The sequence below is a fragment of the Bacillus sp. YC2 genome (assembly GCF_019891195.1).
Classification (GTDB): domain Bacteria; phylum Bacillota; class Bacilli; order Bacillales; family Bacillaceae; genus Bacillus.
Map to the genome: position 1 here is coordinate 183,712 of NZ_JAHXDO010000005.1, position 19,207 is coordinate 202,918.

The window sequence follows — 19,207 nt, forward strand, 5'->3', positions numbered from 1 at the left end:
AAAGACACAGAAGAATCAGAAAATTAGGGAGGGATCACTCTTTTTTTGTAAGCGTTTTATTTAAAAGGGGGCATGAACAAAATGAAAATAAGTTTCAAGCGCATCATCCGTTTTTCATGTGCGTCATTTACAGCCGGTTTGCTGCTGTTGTCTGCGTCACCGGCTTCGGCAGCGTTTTGGGGAGCATCAAATGAATTGCTTCACGATCCGACGATGGCGAAAGAAGGGAACACGTGGTACGCTTTCGGAACCGGCTTGGAGGGTGAGAGAGGGCTGCGTGTTTTAAAGGCGGAAAGCAGCGGCGTGTGGACCGTTCAAAAGCCAATCTTTTCAGCCCCGCTGTCATGGTGGAGCAATTATGTGCCGAATTACGGGCTTAATCAGTGGGCGCCAGATATTCAATATTACAACGGAAAGTATTGGCTTTACTATGCCGTGTCCTCATTTGGAAAAAACACCTCTGCCATCGGCCTCGCGTCATCAGCAAGCCTCAGTTCGGGCAATTGGAAGGATGAAGGACTTGTCATCCGTTCAACAAGCGCAAATGATTACAATGCGATTGATCCGGAACTGACAATTGATAAAGACGGAAATCCGTGGCTTGCGTTCGGTTCTTTTTGGAGCGGGATTAAATTGACAAAGCTTGATAAAAACACAATGAAACCGACGGGCTCTCTCTATTCCATCGCTGCCAGACCGAATAACAGCGGCGCCCTTGAAGCCCCGTCTATCACATATCAAAACGGCTACTATTATTTGATGGTGTCATTTGATAAGTGCTGTGCAGGTGTAAATAGTACGTACAAAATTGCCTATGGAAGGTCAAAAAGCATTACGGGCCCTTATCTCGATAGAAGCGGGAAAAGCATGACGGAAGGAGGGGGCTCGATTCTCGATTCCGGCAATAATCGCTGGATAGGGCCGGGCGGTCAAGATATTGTAAACGGAAATATTTTGGTGCGTCACGCGTATGACGCCGAAAACAATGGGATTCCGAAGATGTTAATTAACGATATTGATTGGAGTTCAGGCTGGCCTTCCTATTAATGAGCTGCCGGGCAATTGCGCCTGGCTTTTTTTTAGAAATAATAAAAGATTGACAGTTTCATTCCTTCTTAACTATAATAAAATTGTTCGTACAAATAAAACTAAAATAGTTTTATATTTTGCATTGGTACGTATGTTTATAATTGTAAACGCTTTATTTTGATGGGAAGGGGAAATGAATGTGCTTCAGATCAAGAATTACGAATTTTGGTTTGTAACGGGAAGCCAGCACTTATATGGAGAGGAAACGCTTGAGCTTGTGGATCAACACGCAAAAGGAATTTGTGAGGGGCTCAGCGGGGTGTCATCCAGATATAAGATCAAGCATAAACCAGTTGTCACATCATCAGAATCGATTAGAGAGCTGCTGAGAGAAGCGCAATATCACGAGAATTGTGCAGGGGTTATCACATGGATGCATACATTTTCTCCAGCGAAGATGTGGATTGAGGGCCTTTCGTCTTACCAAAAGCCACTTATGCATCTGCATACCCAATATCACCGCGATATTCCATGGGAAACGATCGATATGGATTTTATGAACAGCAACCAATCCGCACACGGAGACCGGGAATACGGCTACATCAATTCAAGGATGAGGCAGACGAGAAAGGTCATTGCGGGTTATTGGGATGATGAAGAAATCAAACAAGACATCTCCCAATGGATGAGCGTTGCGGCGGCATGGAATGAAAGCAGACATATCAAAGCAGCCCGGTTCGGCGACAACATGCGGAATGTAGCCGTCACGGACGGTGATAAAGTCGGCGCCCAGATTCAATTCGGCTGGCAGGTTGACGGGTACGGAATCGGCGACCTTGTCGAGGTAATGAACAAAGTCACCGAAGCAGAAATAGAAGCGCTTTATGAAGAGTATGACAAACGGTACATCATCAGTGACGAAACAAAACAGGATGAAGCAAAAGTTTCTTCCATAAAAGAACAGGCAAAAATCGAACTCGGTTTGACGGCTTTTCTGGAACAAGGCGGTTATACAGCGTTTACGACCTCATTTGAAGTATTGCACGGGATGAAGCAGCTTCCCGGGCTGGCCGTTCAGCGCCTCATGGAAAAAGGGTACGGGTTTGCAGGTGAAGGGGATTGGAAAACGGCTGCCCTCGTGCGCATGATGAAAATAATGGCCGATGGGAAACAAACCTCCTTCATGGAAGATTATACGTATCATTTTGAGCCGGGTAATGCGATGATTCTCGGGTCCCATATGCTTGAAGTGTGCCCGACGGTTTCTCTTGATCAGCCGAAAATTGAAGTTCATCCCCTGTCAATCGGAGGCAAGGAAGATCCGGCCCGATTTGTATTTAACGGAATCAGCGGTTCGGCCATTATCGCGAGCATAATTGATATCGGGGGTCGCTTCCGCCTCGTGCTGAATGAAGCGGAAGGCCGGGAAGTTGATCATGAAATGCCGAGTTTACCTGTGGCGCGTGTGCTGTGGAAGCCTGAACCTTCGCTGAAAACGGCTGCGGAAGCGTGGATATTGGCGGGAGGAGCCCATCATACCTGTCTGTCTTATAAGCTGACAGCTGATCAGATGCTCGATTGGGCTGAAATGGCAGGTATCGAAAGCATCTTCATTTCTCGTGATACGGATATCCGCGAACTGAAAAAAGAGCTGAAATGGAATGACGCATTATACCGGTTTGGGGGGATTTGACATGACTTACACGATTGGTGTGGACTTTGGCACATTGTCCGGCCGGGCGGTTCTGGTGAATGTCCGAACCGGAGAAGAAACGGCGGCCGCCGTAAAAGAATATACGCATGCCGTTATCGATCATGTGCTGCCGAAGACCGGTGAAAAACTCCCGCGGGACTGGGCGCTTCAGCATCCGGCAGATTATATCGAAGTAATGGAGACTGCGATCCCGCAGCTGCTTCAGAAGACGGGTGTTGACCCAAAAGAGATTATCGGCATAGGAATAGATTTTACGGCGTGCACCATTCTGCCGGTGGACGAAGCCGGACAGCCGCTTTGCATGAAGCCTGAATTTGAAGGGGAACCTCACAGTTACGTGAAACTGTGGAAACACCATGCCGCCCAAAAGTATGCGGATCGCTTGAACAGCATAGCCGCAGAAAACAGTGAATCCTTTTTAGAAAGGTACGGCGGGAAAATTTCCTCTGAATGGATGATTCCGAAAGTCATGCAGATTGCTGAGGAGGCGCCGCATATTTACGAAGCGTCAGACCGGATGGTGGAAGCGGCTGACTGGATAGTATACCAATTGTGCGGCTCATTAAAACGAAGCAATTGTACAGCGGGTTACAAGGCGATATGGGATGAGGAGACGGGGTATCCGCCGGACCGATTTTTCGAGAAGCTGAACCCATTAATGAAAACGATTACAAGAGATAAACTGAGCGGAACGATTTATTCAGTCGGTGAAAAAGCCGGGGAATTAACGGAGAAAATGGCTGATCTGATCGGGCTTCTTCCGGGAACAGCCGTCGCTGTGGCTAATGTTGACGCTCACGTCTCAGTACCGGCCGTCGGCATCACGGAGCCGGGGAAAATGCTGATGATTATGGGGACCTCAACCTGCCATGTATTGCTTGGGGAACAAGTCAATATCGTACCCGGCATGTGCGGCGTCGTTAATAACGGCATTTTACCCGGGTATGCTGGGTATGAAGCGGGACAGTCCTGCGTCGGCGACCACTTTGATTGGTTTGTGAAAACGTGTGTGCCGAGTGGCTGCCTGAAGGAAGCAGAGGCGAGAAAGATGGGCATCCACGAGCTTTTAAGCGAAAAAGCCGATCAGCTAATGCCGGGTGAAAGCGGTTTGCTGGCGCTCGACTGGTGGAATGGAAACCGCTCAACCTTAGTAGATGCCGATTTGACGGGCATGATGCTCGGTATGACACTGCACACAAAACCGGAGGAAATCTACAGGGCGTTAGTCGAGGCTACGGCATACGGAACGCGCATGATCATTGAAACGTTCAGAGAAAACGGCGTTCCGGTCGAAGAGCTATACGCAGCCGGCGGAATTGCCGAGAAGAATCCGTTTATCATGCAGATTTATGCAGACATCACAAATATGGAGATTAAATTATCCGGCTCTCCGCAAGCGCCCGCGCTAGGCTCTGCCATTTTCGGAGCGCTCGCAGCAGGAAAGGAAAACGGAGGATTCTCCAGTATTACGGAGGCTGCCGCTCATATGGGAAAACTGAAGGAATACTCCTACACCCCAAATGCGGATAGATCGGAAGTTTATGACAGCTTATATGCGGAATATAAAAAGCTGGTTCAATACTTCGGTAAAGAAAACAATGTCATGAAACGCCTGAAAACAATAAAAAACCGCCAGTTTACGAAAGAGGGAGGCCGCCATGCTTGAAGAGTTGAAGGAAGAAGTGCTTGCTGCCAATCTGAAGCTTAAGGAACATAAACTTGTCACATTCACATGGGGAAATGTCAGCGGCATTGACAGAAAGAGCGGGAGAATTGTTATTAAACCGAGCGGTATCGAGTACAGCGAATTAACAGCTGACAAGCTGGTTGTCCTGAATGAAGAGGGCGACATCCTTGAAGGCACACTTAAGCCTTCCTCTGACACGCCGACCCATCTGTATTTATATAAAGCCTTTCCGAATATCGGCGGAATCGTCCATACCCATTCACCGTGGGCGACAAGCTGGGCTCAGTCCGGAAGGGACATTCCGGCTCTCGGAACGACTCACGCGGATTATTTTGAAAGCGCGATTCCCTGCACAAGGGAAATGTATGACGAAGAGATTATGAAAGATTACGAGCATCATACAGGTAAGGTCATTGCAGAAACCTTCCAAAACCAGCAGTATGAACAAATTCCGGGCGTCCTTGTAAACAGCCACGGCCCGTTCTGCTGGGGTTCGGATGCATTAAACGCGCTGCATAACGCCGTTGTGCTGGAAACAGTCGCAGAAATGGCTTACCGTTCAATCATGCTGAACGAACAGGTCAGCCCGATTAATACAGTATTGCATGAGAAGCACTTTTACAGAAAACACGGGGCGAACGCATATTATGGCCAATCTTGACACACCAGGATTCCTGATCGATTTGGACGGAACCGTATTCAGAGGGCAAGAGCTGATTGACGGCGCAAAAGAAGCGATTCACACCCTTCAGGCATTAAACAAAAACATCGTGTTTTTAAGCAACCGGGGCAATATGTCAAGGGCGATGTGCCGGAAGAAGCTGCTCGGCGCCGGTATTGTAACAGATGAGCGTAACATCGTGCTTTCCTCCAGTGTCACCGCCGCTTTTTTAAAGAAACAGTATCCTTCTTCACAGGTATGGGTGTTAGGGGAAAAGGGGCTGATAGATGAACTCGCCTTAGCGGGCGTCGCCCTGGCGGCGGAACCGAAAGCGGCAGATTGGCTCATAATCTCCCTGCATGAAACCGTTACCTATAAAGATCTGAATCTGGCTTTTCAAGCGGCCTCTTCAGGTGCGCGTATCATCGCCACCAATCGGGACCGCTCTTTTCCGAAAGAAGACGGCCATGCCATTGATGTGGCCGGAATGCTCGGCGCCATTGAAGCAGCGGCCGGGACGAGAGCGGAGCTTGTCATCGGCAAGCCGTCTTGGCTGATGGCTGAAGCTGCCTGTGAAGCGCTCGGTCTCACCCCCGGTGAATGCGCCATTATCGGAGACAGCCTCGAATCAGATATTGCGATGGGCAGGCTGTACGGGATGAGAAGCGTGTTAGTTCTGACAGGTTCAAGCAAGCTTGGTGAACACCGTCTCTATGAACCTGACATCGTACTGAACTCAATAAAGGATCTGACAGAATTAGCGAAGGAGGGAATCCTTTTATGAAGCATATCGCAGAGGACATTCAGTCTGCATTTGAAAAAGAAGGAGGCAGTCCGTCTCCTATCAAAATAGAAGACATTGTTATCGGGGCAGATGCTCAAGAGAAGCTTCTCCGATTTCTGCAAAAAAAACGCTGGAACAACACGATGCTCATCTGCGACCGGAATACTTACGAAGCAGCGGGCCGGGGATTGGAGACTGCTCTGAATGACAGCGGGATAAAAGCGGCAAGCATCATCATCCCGGAATATGAGTCCGGGGATGTGACGGCAGATGAACGATCACTGGTCTATACGCTGATCCGTATCACGCAAGAAGCAGACGCATTACTCGCGGTCGGCTCGGGAACGATTCATGATATGACAAGGTTTGCCGCCTATCAGCGTGATCTGCCGTTTGTATCGTTTCCCACCGCTCCTTCAGTAGACGGCTTCACATCGGCGGGATCGCCGTTACTTTTTAACGGAATCAAAACGACGATTCAAATGAAAGCGCCGATCGCCTTATTTGCGGATACGAATCTCTTAAAAGATGCGCCCCGTTCTATGACAGCAGCGGGATTCGGCGATATGCTCGGCAAAATCACGTCGCTGGCTGATTGGGACATTTCCCGGCGGCTGGCGGGGGAGCCGTATTCGGCACCCGGGGCCGCACTTGTGAAAGACGCGCTTTTGCAATGCATTGACAACCGCAATGACATTGCGATGAGAACAGAAGCGGGCATCCGGATTCTTATGGAAGCGTTAATCGTCTCAGGCCTTGTCATGCTTGCCTTGGATCACTCCCGTCCGGCGTCAGGAGGAGAGCATCACATCTCACATTGGATCGAGATGGCATTACTGAAGAAAAAACAGCCTCAAATTCTTCATGGAGCGAAGGTAGGTTGTGCGTGCGTCATGCTTAGTGACATTTACAAAAGGCTTGCCCGTCATGAAAGGCTGACAGAACTTCCTTCCCGCACCCGTGAGGCCATTCAATCGGCATATGACACGCTGCCTGACGGAAAAACAATTGCCGGCTGGCTCACCTCTGTGGGAGGCCCCGCTTATTTCAATGAAATCGGTGTGGAAGAGGACATAGTCAGTGAGGCTTTCAAACATGCGCATACGCTGAGAGACCGTTATACGGGTTTAAAAATCATAAATGAACATGATGTGCTCTTTGGACATCATTTGTATCATTAGCCCTAAAAAGTGGAAGGGGAAACGAAATGAAAAAAGGGACCGCTCTATGTCTGGTGCTGATGGTCATGCTCTTCTCACTAGTAACCGGGTGTTCAGCAGAACGATCATCCGGCCGTTCAGGTGAAACGGAGCTGACATTTTGGACCTTTAACGGGCTGCATGAACAGTTTTATAAAGAAATGGTCAAAGAGTGGAATGCAAAATATCCGGACCGCAAAATTAAGCTGAATACAGTAGTTTATCCATACGGGCAAATGCATGATAATTTATCCGTCTCGCTGATCGCCGGCGAGGGTCTTCCTGATATAGCCGATGTGGAGTTGAGTCGTTTTTCCAACTTTTTGAAGGGTAAGGATATACCTCTTGCCGATTTGACTCCGCTTATTGAAAAAGACCGTGATAAATTTGTGGAGGCACGCCTTGCGTTATACAGCAAAAACGGAAAACTGTACGGCCTTGATACACATGTCGGGACGACCGTCATGTTTTACAACATGGAAATAATGAAAAAAGCGGGCGTAAATCCTGCTGATATCAAGACGTGGGACGATTACCGGCAAGCCGGCAAAAAGGTGCGCAAAGCCGCCGGAAAACCGATGGGCACAGTTGAAACAAACGACTCCGGCACATTCCTTTCAATGATCTCACAGCAAGGTTCAGGCTACTTCAGCAAAAACGGAAAACTCATCCTCAACAGCAGGACAAATGTAAACACGCTGCACTATTTAAAAGACATGGTGAATGATAAAACCCTCCTGCCTGCTCCCGGCGGCGGCCATCACAGCGAAGAATACTATGGCTTTATGAATCAGGGCGGAGCTGCTTCGGTGCTGATGCCGATATGGTACATGGGGCGGTTTATCGATTATATGCCGGATGTAAAAGGGAAAATGGCTATTTACCCTCTGCCGGCCTGGAAAAAAGGCGGCGACCGATCTGCGGGTTTAGGCGGGACAGCGACCGTTGTGCCGAAACAAGCAAAACACTTGGAGCTTGCGAAAGAGTTTCTCGGATTTGCGAAAGGTTCAAAGGAAGGGAATATAAAGCTTTGGACCGTGCTCGGCTTTGATCCGCTGCGCTGGGACGTATGGGATTCAAAAGAATTGAAGGAGAAAAACAAATACACGGAGTTCTTTCAAAACGGCACGTCGATTTTCTCCGCGCTGCTTGAAGTGAAGGATGAAATCAATCCGATTTATTTGCATGAAGATTTCTCTAAAGCAGCCGATCTCGTTGTCAGACAGGTGCTGTTCGACGCGCTCAAGACACAGGAAAAATCACCTGAGGAAGCCTTGGACGAAGCGGCGGAGCAATTGAAAAAATGACGAGCTGCCGTATTTACCAGAGAAAGCGGGGGAGTTCACTTGAAACCTGTAAAGACGCAGACAGCGCAAACCGTTTCTTCAGTTCGTAAGGAGCCGCGCCGGCGCAATGTGCTGTATTCAAAAAAAGCGGCGCCTTATCTTTTTACAGCGCCTTTTATCATTTCGTTTCTCGTTTTCTTTTTATACCCCATCATCAGCGTCTTCATCATGAGTTTTCAGCGAATCCTGCCGGGGGAAGTCACCTTTGTCGGTTTTTCCAATTATACCGCTCTCCTTAATCCAACCTTTTATACCGCTTTATTCAATACATTGGAATACACCTTTTGGACGCTTTTAGTGCTGATTCCCGTGCCGCTTCTTTTGGCGGTGATCCTGAACTCAAAGCTGGTCAGGTTCAGGAATGTTTTTAAATCGGCTCTTTTTATACCGGCTTTAACATCGACGATCGTAGCCGGAATTATATTCCGCCTGATTTTCGGCGAAATGAACACCTCACTGGCAAATGAAATCCTGATCAAACTGGGCGCCTCTCCGGAGAACTGGCTCAACAATAAAGAAACGGGCATGTTTTTGATGGTGCTGCTTGCCTCGTGGAGGTGGATGGGCATTAACATTCTTTATTTTCTGGCAGGTCTGCAAAACGTGCCGAAAGAGCTGTACGAGGCTGCGGATATTGACGGCGCGAGTACGTGGAAAAAATTCCGGCACATTACCCTTCCGTTTTTAAAGCCGGTCTCCGTTTACGTGTTAACCATCAGTATCATTGGCGGATTTAGGATGTTTGAAGAAAGCTATGTGCTTTGGCAAAATAATTCCCCGGGGAATATCGGTCTCACGCTTGTCGGCTATTTGTATCAGCAGGGGCTTGCTTACAATGAAATGGGGTACGGGGCGGCAATCGGGATTGTCCTTTTGCTTGTCATTTTAATTGTCAGCCTGGTTTCGCTAAAATTGTCAGATTCATTTAAAGGGGAGGGGTAATCGATGCATGGCCATAACATGTCAGCCGTGTACAGAATTGCGTTTACGCTGTTTTTTATCATGCTGAGTCTGCTTTATATTTTTCCGATGTTCTGCTTATTGCTCGGCTCGTTAAAACCGTCATCTGAGCTAATGCGTATCGGGCTGAATTTGCGTCTGGACCCTGATGTGATGAGTTTGGATAACTACACGTACTTATTCAGCGGAGGAAGCATCTATTTTAAATGGTTTTTTAACAGTCTTGTGCTCGGCATTCTCACTACGGTACTGACGCTGTTTTTTTCCTCTATGATTGGCTACGGGCTCGGTGTGTATGAGTTTAAAGGCAGAAATGTCATTTTTGTTCTGGTGCTGATCATTATGATGGTGCCGCTTGAGGTTATGATGCTGCCGTTATTTAAACTGACGGTGGGCCTTCATTTGATTGATTCTTATATGGGTGTGATTTTGCCGTTTATTGTATCGCCTGTCGCCGTTTTCTTTTTCAGGCAATATGCTCTCGGCCTTCCGAAAGACCTGCTGGATTCAGCAAGGATGGACGGCTGCACTGAATTCGGAATTTTCTTCAGAATTATGGCGCCGCTGATGAAACCGGCATTCGGCGCGATGATCATACTCCAGTCTTTAAATAGCTGGAATAACTTTTTATGGCCGCTGATCGTGCTTCGGTCGAAAGAAATGTTTACGCTTCCGATCGGGCTGTCAGGTTTGCTGAGTCCGTACGGCAATAATTATGACATGCTGATTTCCGGTTCAGTTTTTGCGATTCTGCCGGTTATCATCATATTCTTATTTTTCCAAAAATACTTTATTTCCGGTCTGACAGTCGGCGGAGTTAAAGGATAAACACGGGGAGGAAACATAATGAAAAAAGCGGGAATTATCGCAGATAAAGAATATATCATCGGTGAAGTGGATAAACGGATTTACGGTTCGTTTATTGAACATATGGGCAGGGCGGTATATGAGGGCATATACGAGCCTGATCATCCGGAAGCGGATCAAGAAGGTTTCAGAACAGACGTACAGGAATTAATTAAGGAATTGCAAGTGCCGTTGATCCGCTATCCCGGCGGCAATTTTCTCTCCGGCTATAACTGGGAGGACGGCGTCGGCCCGGTGAAGGACCGCCCGCGAAGACTTGACCTGGCATGGCAGACGACAGAAACGAACGAAGTGGGGACAAATGAATTTTTAACATGGGCAAAAAAAGTGAACGCCGAAGTCAATATGGCGGTCAATCTCGGGACGAGAGGAATGGATGCCGCCCGCAGCCTCGTCGAATACTGCAACCATCCCAAAGGGTCTTATTGGAGTGATTTAAGAAGATCGCACGGCTATGAAACGCCTTACGGAATAAAAACATGGTGCTTAGGAAATGAAATGGACGGCCCTTGGCAGATCGGGCATAAGACGGCACATGAATACGGGCGGCTGGCCGCAGAAACGGCAAAAGTGATGAAATGGACGGACCCGTCAATTGAATTGGTGGCCTGCGGAAGCTCAAACAGCGGCATGCCGACCTTTATCGAATGGGAAGCGGGTGTGCTTGAGCATACGTATGAGCATGTGGATTACATATCCTTGCATACGTATTACGGCAACCGTGATAATCATCTTGAAAACTATTTAGCGAGATCGATGGATTTAGACCATTTTATCAAATCTGTAACAGCTGTATGTGATTATATGAAAGCGAAAAAACGCAGCAAAAAAACCATTCATCTCTCCTTAGATGAATGGAATGTATGGTACCACTCAAACGAAGCCGATAAAAAGGTGGAGCCGTGGATTACTGCCCGTCCGATTCTTGAAGACATCTATAATTTTGAAGATGCGCTTTTGATCGGTTCACTGCTGATCACCATGCTGCAGCACGCCGACAGGGTAAAGATCGCCTGTCTTGCTCAGCTTGTAAACGTGATTGCGCCTATTATGACCGAAAAGGGCGGGGAGGCATGGAGACAGACTATTTTTTATCCTTACATGCACGCTTCCGTTTATGGAAGAGGGACTTCTATGAAGCTCTTGATCACATCCCCGAAATACGACTGCACAGATTTTACAGACGTGCCGTATGTCGATGCCGCAGCCGTTTATCATGAAGAGGAAGAAACACTCACCATTTTTGCCGTCAATAAAAGCAAAGAGCTGATGGAGACGGATGTAAAGCTGAGAGGATTCGAAAACTATCGCATTATTGAGCATATCGTGCTTGAGCATCCGGATATCAAAGCAACCAATCAGCATAACAGAAAACAAGTCATCCCTCATTCCAATGGAGCATCCTTCGTCAGCGGCGGAAGGATAACGGCTCATTTCGCACCGCTGTCCTGGAATGTTATCCGCCTGTCAGGAAAATAAGATTGATAGAAGCCGGTCCATGCAGCCGGCTTTTTTTACATGAAAACCATCCCCTGTTATTGTGTAATTGTGATAATATTTAGAAAAAGAGAAAAGGGGCTGGGAATAAATGAATGCGATTACAATCGTAATAGCGTCTATGTGTATATTGGCTATCGCTTACCGGTTATACGGAACATTTATGATGGTGAAAGTATTAAAAATTACCGACCACACACCGACTCCGGCCCATGTGCTTGAGGATGGGAAAGACTATGTGCCTACGAATAAATGGGTGTCTTTCGGCCATCATTTTGCTGCGATCGCTGCGGCCGGTCCGCTTGTCGGGCCGATCCTGGCCGCGCAGTTCGGTTATTTGCCCGGGCTGTTGTGGCTGCTGATCGGGGCTGTGATCGGAGGAGCCGTTCATGATATCGTCGTGTTGTTTGCATCAATGCGGAAAAATGGAAAAACGCTGTCTGAAGTCGCAAAAGACGAGCTTGGACCCGTGGCCGGCTTTTGTACGGGTCTTTCCATGCTGTTTATCATAACGATCACCATGGCGGGGCTGTCTATGGTTGTGCTGCATGCGCTTGAGAAAAACCCGTGGGGAACGTTTGCGGTAGGAATCACGATTCCGATTGCGATGGGGGCTGGAATTTATTATAAAAAAACAGGAAATCTAAAGCTTGCTTCTGCTGTCGGTTTTCTTTTGTTAATGGCCGGCGTTGTGATCGGGCCGTGGCTGCAAAAAACCGCACTTGGCGACATCCTGACGCTTGATGCGAAAACGCTGGCGATTGCCCTCCCCGTCTATGCGTTTTTTGCCGCCGCGCTTCCTGTGTGGCTTTTGCTGGCCCCGCGTGATTATTTAAGCAGTTTTATGAAGATAGGGGTTTTCATCGCCTTGATCGCCGGTGTATTTTTCGTTAATCCGGCCATTAAGTTCCCTGCATTTACCGAGTTTATTCATGGCGGCGGCCCGGTTATCGCCGGTCCTGTCTGGCCGTTTATTTCGATAACCATTGCCTGCGGCGCCATCTCGGGCTTTCACGCGTTTGTCGGTTCTGGCACGACGCCGAAAATGCTGGACAAATGGAGCGACATCAAGCCTGTTGCTTTTGGGGCGATGCTTGTGGAATGCCTTGTCGGGATTATGGCGCTCATCGCCGCCGCGGCTCTTGAGCCTGCCGATTATTTTGCCATTAACAGCACGCCTGAGATGTTCCGCGCGCTCGGAATGAATGTCGTCCATCTGCCTGATCTGAGCAAAGAAATCGGACTCAGCCTCGAAGGAAGAACGGGCGGCGCTGTTACGCTGGCCGTCGGGATGACGTATATCTTTACCGGAATTCCGTTTTTCAGTCATTTGGCTTCATACTTTTTTCAATTTGTCATTATGTTTGAAGCGGTCTTCATTTTAACGGCGATTGACGCGGGGACCCGTGTCGCCCGTTATTTAATTCAAGAGTTCTTCGGCGAATTGTATAAGCCGCTGAAAAAAACAGACTGGCTGCCCGGCTCCATTTTTTCAAGCGCGCTCGCCTGCCTGCTGTGGGGGTATCTGCTGTATTCAGGCGATATCAGCTCAATCTGGGCGCTGTTTGGGGTATCCAATCAGCTTATGGCGTCAGTCGGCTTAATCATCGGAGCGACCGTTGTGTTAAAAATTGCCGATAAACGGCGCTATATGCTGACTTGCCTGGTTCCTCTCGCCTATTTATATGTAACTGTCAACTATGCAGGCTATTGGATGGTGCGGTATGTGTATTTGAACCCCGAAGCTGCGGGTTACAATGTGCCAAATGGCGTGTTATCCATTATTATGCTGCTGCTGGGGCTTGTGATCATTATTGCGGCTTTGAAAAAATGGATGCACATGTGGCGAGATCCGAGTGCGAGATTGGAAGCGTCAATTCCGGGATAATGTTGGAAATTGGAGGATTTGTCCGTCAGTTTTCGGAGCGAGAGGTATTTTGCGATAAGAAAGCAAATATGATCTGTTTGATCCAGTGTTCGCTGTTTTTAAAAAAGTAAGCCGCGGAGACCAAGCCGTACTCCGCGGCTGTTATTAGCAGTTATGACAAATTCATCGCTTCCAGCAAATAATCCGCCAGATGAACCGCCCGCACCCGGCTGCTTAATCCTTCACGCTGAATTCCGAGCTGCATCTGTAGAAGACACCCCGGATTGGCTGTAACGATAACAGCAGCTTCTGTTTTTTTTGCTGATTTCATTTTGCTGTCTAATATTTTCATAGACATCTCAGATTCCACAATATTATAAATACCCGCAGATCCACAGCAGCTGTCCGCTTTTTCCATTTCTCTGTATTCGGCCCCTTCAATGCTTTTCAGCAGCTGACGGGGCTCTTTTGACGTATGCATGACGTTGCGGAGGTGGCAGGAGTCCTGGTAAGTGACGATATGCGGCGTTTGTGCCTGTAAGTTCTTTTCATGAAATCCCAGTTCAACCAATACCGATGAAAAATCCTTGAGCTTCCGTACGAAATCGCGGGCCCGTTCTGCCCATTCAGGCTCATCCTTTAATAAATGTGCGTAATCCTGAAGAAAGGCGCCGCAGCCGCCGGCGTTCGTAATGATATAATCAATTTCCAGCGCTTCAAAGGCTGCGATATTCCGTTTGGCCAGTTCTTTTCCCGCTTCCTTTTCACCGCTGTGTCCGTGCAGCGCGCCGCAGCACGCCTGACCGTCCGGAATCACGATCTCACAGCCCGCTGCCTGTAAAAGCGATGTCGTGGCATGATTGGTTGCTAAAAACAAAGTATCCATTAAACAGCCGGAGAAAAAAGCGGCCCGTTTTTGAACGGAGTGCGCGGCCGGAAGAAAACGGGGCCGTTCTTTCATTTCTTTCCGCTTCGGGACGGGCGGCAGCACTTTTTCCATCGTACGCAAATGCTCAGGCAGGATGCGTAGCATACCGGTTTTTCTGACGGCTGTCTGCAAGCCCGACCGCTGGTACAGCCCGAGAAGTCCTGCCGCTGTCTGCATGCGGTTTTGATGGGGAAAAAGCCCTTTAAAGGCGGCCTTTCGTAAAAGGCGCACGCCAGGCGTATGTTTTTTGTTTTGATTGATGATGTCCCGCGCTTCCTCAAGCAGCTGCCCGTAATTGACGCCGGCAGGGCAGACAGGCTCGCATGCCCGGCACCCGAGACAAAGCGAAAGCGAACGTTCAACATCTTCATCAGGTTCAATCTGTCCGTCGGCGACTGCTTTCATTAACGCGATCCGGCCGCGCGGCGAATGGGATTCTTGAAAGCCGGATTCGATATAAGTCGGACAGGAAGGAAGGCAGAAGCCGCAGCGCATACAGTTCAGCAATTCGCTTTCATCCATGCGGTTTTTGAATTCTTCCTGAATCTCTTTCTTTTCCTTTGCCGTTGTCATTTCGTCACCACCACGCGTTTTCTTGCAGGATTGGCAAATATTTTTCCGGGGTTCAACAGATTATGCGGGTCCAGCGCCTGTTTAATGGCTTTCATCGCGGCGATTCCTTCTGTTTTGAGCTTCATTTCTAAATACGGCGCTTTTACGATGCCGACTCCGTGTTCACCCGTTATCGTCCCGCCAAGTTCGATCGCTTTCTCAAAAATATCGGCGAAGGCTTTTTCGACGCGTTCCATTTCCTCTTCATTTCTGATATCAGTGGTGCACGTCGGGTGAAGGTTGCCGTCTCCCGCATGGCCGAATGTGCAGATGGAAAGGCTGTAGGTTTCAGCAATGTCGTTAATCGCTTTGACCATGCTGGCAATTTGTGACCGGGGTACGGTCGCATCTTCCAAAATCGTCGTCGGTTTCAGCCTGGCCAGCGCAGATAATGCGGATCGCCGGGCTTCTGTAAGGGCAAATGCTTCTTGTTCCGTTTTGGCGGTTTGAACCGATACGGCCGCGCCTTTTTTACAGATAGCTTCAATTTTTTCTATATCTCGTGTGACAGTATCATAGGCACCGTCCTGTTCAATCAGAAGAACGGCTTTTGCGCTTGTCGGCAGTCCGATTTTGGCGTAATCTTCAATGACCTGCAGCGTCGGCTGATCCAGAAATTCGAGTGTTGCCGGAATGATTTTCTCAGCTATGATCGCAGAGACGGTTTCCGCCGCTGCTTCAATATTTTCATAGAGTGCAAGCAGCGTTTTTTTCGTTTCCGGCTTCGGCACAAGCTTTAATGTCGCTTCTGTCACAATGCCGAGCGTGCCCTCTGATCCGACGAAAAGTCTTGTGAGATCGTAACCGGCGACATCCTTCGTCAGCTTTCCGCCGGTGCGGATAATATCACCATTGGCCAGAACGACTTCAAGGCCAAGCACATAATCCCGGGTGACGCCGTATTTCAAACCGCGCAGTCCCCCGGAATTTTCATTGATATTTCCGCCGATTGTCGATATTTTCATGCTGCTCGGATCAGGAGGATAAAATAACCCCTTTTGTTCGACCGCGTGAATCATATCAAGCGTAATCACGCCCGGCTGAACTGTAATGGTCAAATTCTCTTCATCTAAATCAAGAATGCGGTTCATATGTTTACATAAAAGAACAAGTCCGCCTTCAGACGGGCACGTGCCGCCGCATAAATTTGTGCCTGATCCCCTCGGCACAATCGGAATTCCGTACTCGCTGCAAATGGTTAAAATGTGTGATACGCCTTCCGCAGAGCGGGGGGCTATCACCGCATCCGGCATCGCTTGCAGCTGCGGCGCAGCATCATAGGAATAAACAAGGCGCCCCGCGGTTGAGTCATCATAATTCTCATGTCCGACAGCCCGGATGAACTGCTCCTTTGCTTCTCGTGAAATCACTTTCTCCCAGCCTCCTTGATAAGAAAAGCGTTTTCTTTTTATTGTGAAGAAAAACAAACCAGCATACTATGGAGAAACATCCGAAAATAGAGCCTTGTATTCTTCCTATTTTGTATCTTGATCTAAAAAACGGAGCGCTAAATAAAAAGCCGTGATATCTTCGGGATGATCAAGCTTCATTTTTGTCAGCGTTTCTAATTTTGAAAGGCGGTAGCGCAATGTATTGATATGAATGTGCATGTCAGCCGCCGTGCGCTTTAACGATAAATTCCGGCTGAACAAAGCACGCAGCGTATCCAGCAGCTCCTCGTGTTCAAGCGCGTTTTGAAAGACCCGCTGTGAAAATTCCGTCCGTGTGCCGGGCTTGATATCGGCGAGGCACATGTCGAGCTTTAAGTCTTCTTCATAAACCGCTTGCTGCTTTGCGATGCCGACAGAAAGCGCCTTCTCGGCTTGTTCATATGATTCCGGCAGACGCGGTCCCGGGACAGTCCGGCCGATTCCCGCCATGACAGGCTTCGTAAAAATGGCTTGAATCCTTCTGATAAGCTGTTCCTTAGAGCCGGCTCCTGTTTTATGGTTAATGAGAAGGCGCTCATTTCCCCAGCGTACAAACAGATCCGAAGGGCATTCGTTTTGCCAAAGCCGGCCCATTTGCTCCGCTTCATGTTGGTGATAGGCACCTTGAATCAGGATGATTTGGCGGTGTGAGCCGAGGTCTGCTCCGAGAAGCTTCGCCTTTTCCAAAAAGCCCGGCGACCATTCTTTTAATTGCAGCCAATCAACCATAAAGGATTCGAGCATTCTTGCCTGCCACTGCGCCTGCTCCATGTGGCGCGCTTCTTTGATGAAAAGTTCTGTCATTTTTCTGAGCAATTCTCCAAAAGGCAATATCTCATCCGGTTTTCCGGTCAAACCGAACACAGCAATGACCTCGTGGCCAGAAAAGACGGGAAGATTGAGACCGGATTTGACCCCCTCAAGCTGTTTTTCATCTTCTTTTGTTATAATCACATTCCGCTTTTCGCGCGCGCAGATCAGCGCGCCTTCATGAAATCGGCCGATGCGCGCATCATTTGTGCCGGCGATGATTATCCCGTCAGTATCGGTGATAATCACTTCACGGCTGTACATGTGTTTCACTTCGGCAATCATTTTTTTTGCCAGTTCAGGCTGTAACAGCATGGCGATCCCCCTCGCCATTATTATACAAAAAAAACCGGGTGTCCCATCACCCGGTTTACGCTTATTGAGCAGGTTTTAAACCGCCTTCTAATGTTTTGAGCATTTCATTTTTTTCTGATTCTGACGCATGCTGCCAAAGAACCTCGAATAACACGCCGAGGCCCGGGAGCATTTTCTCTTCACCGCTTTGGATGGCGTCAACGATGGTATGCTCAAGCTGGTCTTGGTTATTGCCCGTCACATTGGCAATAACGGCGTTGCGTAAATTAAGATCCATTTCAACCGCTCCTTTTTCCTGAATGTGATACGCATATTCTTACCGCGCACGCGGTTTATTATGTGCTGTTCTTGAGATATAATAACAACATGCCTGAAAAAAGGAGAGCACAGGAATAAAGTGAAACGAATCGACTCTGCAAAAAACCAAAAAGTGAAGGATTGGAAAAAACTTCACACGAAAAAAGACAGAACCAAAACGAACACATTTCTTATAGAAGGAGAGCATCTCGTAGAAGAAGCCCTCAAAGCAAAGGGAACGGTAAAAGAAATACTTGTGAAAAATGAGAGCGCCATTCCCGCTGACCTGGATATGAGCATCCCGTGTTATGTGCTGAGTGAAGATGCGTTTTCCGCCGTGACAGAAACGGAAGCGCCGCAGCAGATTGCCGCTGTCTGCCATATGCCCCTTGAGAAACCGGATGAATTGAATCGGCTGCTTCTGATAGATGCCGTACAGGACCCGGGAAATCTCGGAACGATGATCCGTACGGCCGATGCGGCGGGAATAGACGCCGTTGTCCTTGGAGAAGGAACAGCAGACCCTTATAACGGAAAAACACTGCGCTCGGCTCAAGGATCTCATTTTCACATTCCGATACTAAAACGCCCTCTCGAAACCTTTGTCGATGACTTAAAGGCGCGCGGCGTCGCCATTTACGGCACGGCGCTTCAAAACGGGGCGGCCTATCAGAGCGTGAAGCCTGAGGAGGCTTTTGCGTTAATCGTCGGCAACGAGGGAGCAGGTGTGAATAACGTCCTGTTGCAAAAAACAGACCTCAATCTGTACGTTCCGCTGTACGGCCAGGCAGAATCGCTGAACGTGGCGGTAGCGGCGGCCATCCTCCTGTACCATCTCAGAGGATAGTGTTGCACGGAGATGAGAATTTCACTATAATAGATAGCAATAATGTAAAAACCGTGACAGAGGACATCAATTTTTGCCATCACTGCCTTCCAGGGAGAAAATGCCGCTGACTGAGAGCATTTTTATCGCAGCTCAGAAATTGATTTTCACCTCTCGAGTTGTCACCGGGACCGCGCAAAACGCGCGTAAAGGTGAACCGGAACTGTAGTTTCCGTTATGTCAATGAAGCTGTCGGCAGATAAGTCTGCCTTAAAAAGGGTGGTACCGCGGCCACAACTCGTCCCTTCTGCAAGGGGCGGGTTTTTTTGTTTTCAAAAAAAGACATAGAACGGTTTGTTTATATAAAAGGAGGATGCA

General features: G+C 48.4%; 16 protein-coding genes. 12 read left to right on the forward strand and 4 right to left on the reverse strand.

Annotated elements, in window-relative coordinates; translation table 11 throughout:
- The first annotated feature begins 81 nt into the window (after positions 1-81).
- From abnA to cstA, 11 genes are all read left to right on the forward strand, one after another.
- On the forward strand, positions 82-1,047 hold the full coding sequence (abnA, locus tag KY305_RS10740) for an arabinan endo-1,5-alpha-L-arabinosidase AbnA (protein ID WP_396021518.1): 966 nt from the start codon (positions 82-84) through the stop codon (positions 1,045-1,047).
- A 181-nt stretch (positions 1,048-1,228) separates the two neighbouring features.
- Positions 1,229-2,722, forward strand: a complete 1,494-nt coding sequence (araA, locus tag KY305_RS10745; RefSeq protein ID WP_223062503.1) for an L-arabinose isomerase — start codon at positions 1,229-1,231, stop codon at positions 2,720-2,722.
- 1 nt (position 2,723) lies between these two features.
- Positions 2,724-4,409, forward strand: a complete 1,686-nt coding sequence (araB, locus tag KY305_RS10750) for a ribulokinase (protein WP_223062504.1) — start codon at positions 2,724-2,726, stop codon at positions 4,407-4,409.
- Positions 4,402-5,091: an L-ribulose-5-phosphate 4-epimerase gene (gene araD / locus KY305_RS10755; protein ID WP_223062505.1), complete on the forward strand. Its 690-nt coding sequence runs from the start codon at positions 4,402-4,404 to the stop codon at positions 5,089-5,091. The genes araB and araD overlap by 8 nt, the downstream gene beginning before the upstream one ends.
- The gene (locus KY305_RS10760) at positions 5,078-5,875 is read left to right on the forward strand and encodes a sugar-phosphatase AraL (protein ID WP_223062506.1); all 798 of its coding nucleotides are present in this window, start codon (positions 5,078-5,080) and stop codon (positions 5,873-5,875) included. The genes araD and KY305_RS10760 overlap by 14 nt, the downstream gene beginning before the upstream one ends.
- A complete protein-coding gene (locus tag KY305_RS10765) occupies positions 5,872-7,056 on the forward strand; it encodes a sn-glycerol-1-phosphate dehydrogenase (RefSeq protein ID WP_223062507.1) in 1,185 nt (394 codons plus the stop codon). The genes KY305_RS10760 and KY305_RS10765 overlap by 4 nt, the downstream gene beginning before the upstream one ends.
- A 26-nt stretch (positions 7,057-7,082) precedes the next feature.
- The gene (gene araN / locus KY305_RS10770) at positions 7,083-8,381 is read left to right on the forward strand and encodes an arabinooligosaccharides ABC transporter substrate-binding protein AraN (protein WP_223062508.1); all 1,299 of its coding nucleotides are present in this window, start codon (positions 7,083-7,085) and stop codon (positions 8,379-8,381) included.
- A gap of 39 nt (positions 8,382-8,420) precedes the next feature.
- On the forward strand, positions 8,421-9,362 hold the full coding sequence (gene araP, locus KY305_RS10775) for an arabinooligosaccharides ABC transporter permease AraP (RefSeq protein WP_223062509.1): 942 nt from the start codon (positions 8,421-8,423) through the stop codon (positions 9,360-9,362).
- Positions 9,363-9,365: 3 nt separating this feature from the next.
- Entirely contained in the window at positions 9,366-10,208 is an 843-nt protein-coding gene (gene araQ, locus KY305_RS10780; protein WP_223062510.1) for an arabinooligosaccharides ABC transporter permease AraQ, read from the forward strand.
- An 18-nt stretch (positions 10,209-10,226) separates the two neighbouring features.
- Positions 10,227-11,726, forward strand: coding sequence for an arabinosylfuranosidase ArfA (arfA, locus tag KY305_RS10785; RefSeq protein ID WP_223062511.1), 1,500 nt, complete (start codon positions 10,227-10,229; stop codon positions 11,724-11,726).
- A 109-nt stretch (positions 11,727-11,835) separates the two neighbouring features.
- Positions 11,836-13,632, forward strand: coding sequence for a carbon starvation protein CstA (gene cstA / locus KY305_RS10790; RefSeq protein WP_223062512.1), 1,797 nt, complete (start codon positions 11,836-11,838; stop codon positions 13,630-13,632).
- Positions 13,633-13,783: 151 nt separating this feature from the next.
- Here the strand turns inward: cstA and KY305_RS10795 are convergent, their stop codons facing one another.
- The 4 genes from KY305_RS10795 to sspI all read right to left on the reverse strand — a co-directional run bounded on the left by KY305_RS10795 (position 13,784) and on the right by sspI (position 17,983).
- A complete protein-coding gene (locus KY305_RS10795; RefSeq protein WP_223062513.1) occupies positions 13,784-15,112 on the reverse strand; it encodes a (Fe-S)-binding protein in 1,329 nt (442 codons plus the stop codon).
- The gene (glcD, locus tag KY305_RS10800) at positions 15,109-16,521 is read right to left on the reverse strand and encodes a glycolate oxidase subunit GlcD (protein WP_223062514.1); all 1,413 of its coding nucleotides are present in this window, start codon (positions 16,519-16,521) and stop codon (positions 15,109-15,111) included. Before glcD ends, KY305_RS10795 begins: the two co-directional genes overlap by 4 nt.
- Positions 16,522-16,626: 105 nt before the next feature.
- The gene (locus tag KY305_RS10805; protein WP_223062515.1) at positions 16,627-17,706 is read right to left on the reverse strand and encodes a CdaR family transcriptional regulator; all 1,080 of its coding nucleotides are present in this window, start codon (positions 17,704-17,706) and stop codon (positions 16,627-16,629) included.
- Between the two features lie 61 nt (positions 17,707-17,767).
- On the reverse strand, positions 17,768-17,983 hold the full coding sequence (sspI, locus tag KY305_RS10810) for a small acid-soluble spore protein SspI (RefSeq protein ID WP_013353118.1): 216 nt from the start codon (positions 17,981-17,983) through the stop codon (positions 17,768-17,770).
- A gap of 120 nt (positions 17,984-18,103) precedes the next feature.
- Here sspI and KY305_RS10815 point away from each other — a divergent pair, with 120 nt between their 5' ends.
- Entirely contained in the window at positions 18,104-18,850 is a 747-nt protein-coding gene (locus tag KY305_RS10815; RefSeq protein ID WP_223062516.1) for a TrmH family RNA methyltransferase, read from the forward strand.
- The last annotated feature ends 357 nt before the right edge of the window (positions 18,851-19,207 follow it).

What these genes read in the sequence shown, in the direction of transcription:
- araB (WP_223062504.1), top strand. Translation starts at nt 2,724, where the DNA reads ATGACTTACACGATTGGTGTGGACTTTGGCACATTGTCCGGCCGGGCG.
- sspI (WP_013353118.1), bottom strand. Translation starts at nt 17,983, where the DNA reads ATGGATCTTAATTTACGCAACGCCGTTATTGCCAATGTGACGGGCAAT.
- KY305_RS10760 (WP_223062506.1), top strand. Translation starts at nt 5,078, where the DNA reads ATGGCCAATCTTGACACACCAGGATTCCTGATCGATTTGGACGGAACC.
- KY305_RS10795 (WP_223062513.1), bottom strand. Translation starts at nt 15,112, where the DNA reads ATGACAACGGCAAAGGAAAAGAAAGAGATTCAGGAAGAATTCAAAAAC.
- KY305_RS10805 (WP_223062515.1), bottom strand. Translation starts at nt 17,706, where the DNA reads ATGCTGTTACAGCCTGAACTGGCAAAAAAAATGATTGCCGAAGTGAAA.
- abnA (WP_396021518.1), top strand. Translation starts at nt 82, where the DNA reads ATGAAAATAAGTTTCAAGCGCATCATCCGTTTTTCATGTGCGTCATTT.
- araD (WP_223062505.1), top strand. Translation starts at nt 4,402, where the DNA reads ATGCTTGAAGAGTTGAAGGAAGAAGTGCTTGCTGCCAATCTGAAGCTT.
- araQ (WP_223062510.1), top strand. Translation starts at nt 9,366, where the DNA reads ATGCATGGCCATAACATGTCAGCCGTGTACAGAATTGCGTTTACGCTG.
- KY305_RS10765 (WP_223062507.1), top strand. Translation starts at nt 5,872, where the DNA reads ATGAAGCATATCGCAGAGGACATTCAGTCTGCATTTGAAAAAGAAGGA.
- arfA (WP_223062511.1), top strand. Translation starts at nt 10,227, where the DNA reads ATGAAAAAAGCGGGAATTATCGCAGATAAAGAATATATCATCGGTGAA.
- araN (WP_223062508.1), top strand. Translation starts at nt 7,083, where the DNA reads ATGAAAAAAGGGACCGCTCTATGTCTGGTGCTGATGGTCATGCTCTTC.
- cstA (WP_223062512.1), top strand. Translation starts at nt 11,836, where the DNA reads ATGAATGCGATTACAATCGTAATAGCGTCTATGTGTATATTGGCTATC.